General features: G+C 65.2%; 2 protein-coding genes and 1 pseudogene. All 3 read left to right on the top strand.

The features are described 5' to 3' along the window. A partial coding sequence (locus tag A2J02_RS19495) for a TM2 domain-containing protein (RefSeq protein ID WP_156516305.1) occupies window positions 1–210 on the top strand: 210 nt, incomplete at its 5' end. Between the two features lie 266 nt (window positions 211–476). Further along, window positions 477–5,060 carry a glutamate synthase large subunit gene (gltB, locus tag A2J02_RS19490; protein WP_068052405.1) on the top strand — a complete coding sequence of 1,528 codons (4,584 nt, stop codon included), beginning with the start codon at window positions 477–479 and terminating at the stop codon, window positions 5,058–5,060. Further along, a pseudogene (gene gltD / locus A2J02_RS19485) lies at window positions 5,053–5,385 on the top strand (glutamate synthase); the annotation flags it as partial. The gene gltB and the pseudogene gltD, both read left to right, overlap by 8 nt.

Raw genomic sequence — 5,385 nt, 5'->3', positions numbered from 1 at the left:
AAGCAGAAGCTGACGGCAGGTCTGCTCGGCATCCTGTTGGGCGCGTTCGGAGCAGGTCGCTTCTATCTCAACCAGCCGGGCATCGCGGTGGCGCAGATAGCCGTCACGTGGCTCACCTGCGGTATCGGCGGAATCTGGCCGTTGATCGACGGCATATTGATGCTCACCGGCAGCGTGCGTGATCAGCACGGTCGACCGTTGCGCGACTGACGATCGCATTCGTCACAGCCGACATTCGTGATTGCATCGATGCGAATGCCAGCTGCTACGATTTCGCCATCCGGGAGAGATCCCGGATTCTTTCGCGGGCCAGAGCTGTCCCGGTGAATTCCCGATAGGCAGTTCAATTCGGCTCATCCGACCGTTTCGGTCGATCCGAGCCGACCAGCCGACGGGGTTGCCGAGACTTCCGGCGCAGGGTCGAAGACACTGCACCGCTTGCACGCACCCCACCGGCCTACGTGGAGGTGATCGTGGTGCTGTTTTCTCGGATGCCTGCGGAGCAAGGTCTGTACGACCCGAGCTCGGAGAAGGATTCCTGTGGCGTGGCGATGATCGCCGACATCGCGGGTCGCCGCTCTCACGCGATCGTCGCCGACGGGGTTCTGGCACTGGAGAACCTGGAACATCGCGGAGCTGCCGGTGCCGAGCCCAACAGCGGTGACGGCGCGGGCATTCTGATTCAGCTCCCTGTCGAACTCCTCGACTCCCTCGCGCCGTTCGACCTGCCCGCGCCCGGAGCCGACGGTGACAACACGTTCGCGGCCGGAGTGTGTTTTCTGCCGCAGGGTATCCGTGAGCGGGCCATCGCCGTCGAGCGCGTCGAATCCGTTGCGGCCGAAGAGGGTCTGGACATCCTGGGCTGGGTTCCGGTCGAGGTCGATCCCGATCGAGCCGATGTGGGCCTCACCGCCCTCGGTTGCATGCCGTACATGAGCTACCTCTACGTCACCGCTCCCGAGGTCGACGGCACGCGTCCGGCCGGTCTCGCTCTCGACCGTCTCGTCTACGGATTGCGCAAGCGTTCCGAGCGGGTCACCCCCGAGATCGAGGCCGACGGGTCGGGACTGTTCTTTCCGTCGTTGTCCTCGCGCACCATCGTCTACAAGGGCATGCTCACCACGATGCAGCTGCCGCTGTACTTTCCGGAACTGCGTAACCCGTTGTGCACGAGCGCCATTGCCATCGTGCACAGTCGTTTCTCGACCAACACGTTCCCGTCGTGGCCGCTGGCGCACCCGCATCGCTACGTCGCCCACAACGGCGAGATCAACACCGTCAAGGGCAACCGAAACCGGATGCGGGCTCGCGAAGCGTTGCTGTCGAGCGACCTGATTCCCGGGGACCTGGAGCGCTTGTTCCCGATCTGCAACCCCGATGCCTCGGACTCGGTGTCGCTTGACGAGGTGCTCGAACTACTGCACCTCGGCGGACGCAGCGTGCCGCACGTGGTGATGATGATGGTGCCCGAGCCGTGGGAGAACCACCGCACGATGGATCCGCGTGTCAGGGCTTTCTACCAGTTCCACTCGTCGATGATGGAGGCCTGGGACGGTCCGGCCTGCGTGACGTTCACCGACGGCAGTTATGTCGGAGCTGTGCTGGACCGCAACGGCCTTCGCCCCGGCCGCTGGTGGCAGACGGCGGACGGCCGTGTGATCCTCGCCAGTGAAGCAGGCGTGCTGGACGTTCCCCAATCCGAGGTCGTCGCCAAAGGTCGCCTCGAGCCAGGCAAGATGTTCCTGATCGACACCGTCGCCGGACGTCTCGTGCCGGACGAGGAGATCAAACTCCAACTGGCAACCGAACATCCGTACCAGGAGTGGCTGCACGCCGGCCTGCTCGAGATCAAGAGCCTGCCCGAGCGTGCTCACATCCAGTACAACCACGACTCGGTGGTGCGTCGGCAGGTCGCCTTCGGCTACACCGAGGAAGACCTGCGCGTCGTGCTGACGCCGATGGCCGCATCCGGGGGCGAGCCGCTCGGATCGATGGGTACCGATACGCCGGCCGCGGTGATGTCACAGCGGTCGCGTCAGCTCTACGACTACTTCATCGAACTGTTCGCACAGGTCACCAACCCGCCGCTGGACTCGATCCGCGAGGAGATCGTGACCTCGCTCGCGCGGGTGATGGGTCCGGAGCAGAACCTGCTCGAGCCCACTGCGGCGTCGTGCAGGCAGATCGTGTTGCCGTGGCCGGTGCTCGACAACGACGAGCTCAACAAGATCATCCACATCAACGACGACGGAGACCATCCGGGACTGTCGGCCACGGTGTTGCGTGGGCTGTACGAGGTGGAGCGCGGCGGCGAAGGTCTTGCCGAGGCCATCGAGGAGTTGCGGGCCCGGGCATCGGAAGCGATCGCTGCGGGCTACACCACGCTGATCATCTCCGATCGCGATTCGGATCATACTCGGGCCCCGATCCCGTCGCTGCTGGCCACCTCGGCGGTGCACCATCACCTGGTTCGCACCAAGGAGCGCACCAAGATCGCGCTCGTCGTCGAATCCGGTGACGCGCGCGAGGTGCACCATCTGGCGCTGCTCATCGGCTTCGGTGCCGCAGCCGTCAATCCGTATCTGGCGATGGAATCGATCGAGGATCTGGTCGGCGAGGGCGAACTGACCGGAGTCGAACCGACGATCGCGGTACGGAACTATCTGTACGGTCTCGGCAAGGGCGTACTCAAGGTGATGTCGAAGATGGGCATCTCGACCGTCGGGTCCTACACCGGCGCACAGGTTTTCGAGGCCGTCGGTCTCGATCGCGAGGTGGTGCGCGAGTACTTCAAGGGCACGGTCAGCAAGCTCGGCGGCGTCGGCCTCGACGTGCTCGCCGAGGAGGTCAAGCTGCGCCACCGCAGGGCGTACCCCGAGAATCCGACCGACCGCGTCCATCGCCGGCTGGAGATCGGCGGTGAGTATCAGTTCCGACGCGAGGGTGAGCTGCACCTGTTCACCCCTGAGACGGTGTTCCTGCTGCAGCACGCCACGCGCACCGGTCGATACGACGTGTTCCAGAAGTACACCGACGAGGTGGACCGGCTCGCTCGCGAGGGCGGTGCGCTGCGCGGTCTGTTCGAGTTCAAGGACGGTGTCCGGCCGCCGGTTCCGCTCGACGAGGTGGAATCGGTCGAGTCGATCGTCACCCGGTTCAACACCGGCGCGATGAGCTACGGATCCATCTCCGCCGAGGCGCACGAGACGATGGCCGTTGCGATGAACAATCTCGGCGGACGGTCCAACTCCGGGGAGGGCGGCGAGGACGTCGACCGGCTCTACGATCCGACGCGACGCAGTGCCGTCAAGCAGGTCGCCAGCGGTCGGTTCGGTGTCACCAGCGACTATCTGGTCAACGCCACGGACATTCAGATCAAGATGGCGCAGGGTGCCAAGCCGGGCGAGGGCGGTCAGCTGCCCGGGTACAAGGTGTATCCATGGGTGGCCAAGACCCGACACTCGACGCCGGGTGTCGGCCTCATCTCGCCGCCCCCGCACCACGACATCTACTCGATCGAGGATCTCGCGCAGCTGATCCACGATCTGAAGAACGCCAACGAGAAGGCGCGCGTGCACGTCAAGCTCGTCAGTTCCGTCGGCGTCGGCACGGTGGCGACGGGGGTGAGCAAGGCACACGCCGACGTCGTTCTCATCTCCGGATACGACGGCGGAACCGGTGCTGCGCCGTTGACCTCGCTCAAGCATGCAGGCGCTCCGTGGGAGATCGGCCTCGCCGACGCCCAGCAGACGCTGGTGCTCAACGGCCTGCGTGATCGCATCACCGTGCAGTGCGACGGCGGCATGCGCACCGGACGCGACGTCATCGTTGCGGCATTGCTCGGCGCAGAGGAGTTCGGGTTCTCGACGGCCCCGCTGATCGTGGCGGGCTGCATCATGATGCGCGTCTGCCACCTGGACACCTGCCCGGTCGGTGTCGCCACCCAGAACCCGGAGCTGCGCAAGAGGTTCACCGGCAAGCCCGAGTTCCTCGAGGACTTCTTCAAGTTCATCGCCGAGGACGTGCGAAAGTACCTTGCGCAGCTCGGTTTCCGGAGTATCGACGAGGCGGTCGGTCACGCCGACGTGCTCGAGACGGCAGCCGGAGTGGCGCACTGGAAGAGCAAGGGACTCGATCTGACCCCGATCTTCTCGATGCCCGTCGACCGCCACGGTGCCCCGATGACGCAGCGTCGACGCCTCCGCGCGCAGGACCACGGTCTCGATCTCGCGCTGGACCGGACTCTGATCCAGTTGGCAGAGGGAGCTTTGGAGGATGCGCATCCGGTCAAGCTCGAGCTGCCGGTACGCAACGTCAATCGCACCGTCGGAACGCTGCTGGGGTCCGAGGTCACCCGGCGCTACGGCGCGGTCGGGTTGCCGGACGACACCATTCGCATCGCGTTCACCGGATCGGCCGGTCAGTCTCTCGGGGCTTTCCTGCCGCCGGGTATCACCATCGATCTGGTCGGTGACGCGAACGACTATGTCGGTAAGGGATTGTCGGGCGGCCGAATAGTCGTGCGCCCTGCCGACGACGCACCGTTCGTCGCAGAGGACAACGTGATCGCAGGAAACACGATTCTCTACGGTGCCACCTCGGGTGAGGTGTACCTGCGCGGCAAGGCAGGGGAGCGGTTCGCGGTCCGTAACTCGGGAGCCGTCGCGGTGAACGAGGGCGTGGGCGACCACGCGTTCGAGTACATGACCGGCGGTCGGGTCGTGGTGCTCGGGCCGACCGGTCGCAACATGGCTGCAGGTATGTCCGGCGGCATCGCGTACGTCCTCGGTCTCGATCCGGCGGACGTGAACATGGCGATGGTCGAACTGCAGGTGCCCAACCCGGACGATCTGGTGTGGCTGCGCGAGACCGTCGAGAATCACCGCCGGTGGACCGGTTCCACCGTCGCGACCTCGCTGCTGGCCGACTGGCCCCGCCGGTCTGCGTTGTTCACCAAAGTCATGCCCGTCGACTACCAGCGAGTGCTGGAGGCGACAAGAATGGCGCGTGCCGAAGGGCGCGACGTCGATGCTGCGATCATGGAGGCTGCACGTGGCTGATCCACAGGGATTTCTGAAAGTCGTCAAGCGTGAGGCTGCCAAGCGTCCGATCGGCGAGCGCGTCAAGGACTGGAACGAGGTGTACTCGCACCAGCCGACGAGCGAGCGTGCCGCCGAGGTCTCCGATCAGGCGCGTCGCTGCATGGACTGCGGTATTCCGTTCTGCCACTCGGGTACTGCAGGTTGCCCGCTGGGAAATCTGATCCCCGAATGGAACGACCTGGTGCGCCGCGGCCGCTGGGATGCGGCCAGCGACCGACTGCACGCGACCAACAATTTTCCGGAGTTCACCGGGCGGGTCTGCCCGGCCCCGTGTGAATCGGCA

This window comes from Rhodococcus sp. EPR-147 (genome assembly GCF_001647185.1).
Taxonomy (GTDB): Bacteria; Actinomycetota; Actinomycetes; order Mycobacteriales; family Mycobacteriaceae; genus Rhodococcoides.
The sequence above is the reverse complement of the archived record's forward strand: the minus strand, read 5'-3'. Positions and strand labels throughout refer to the sequence as shown.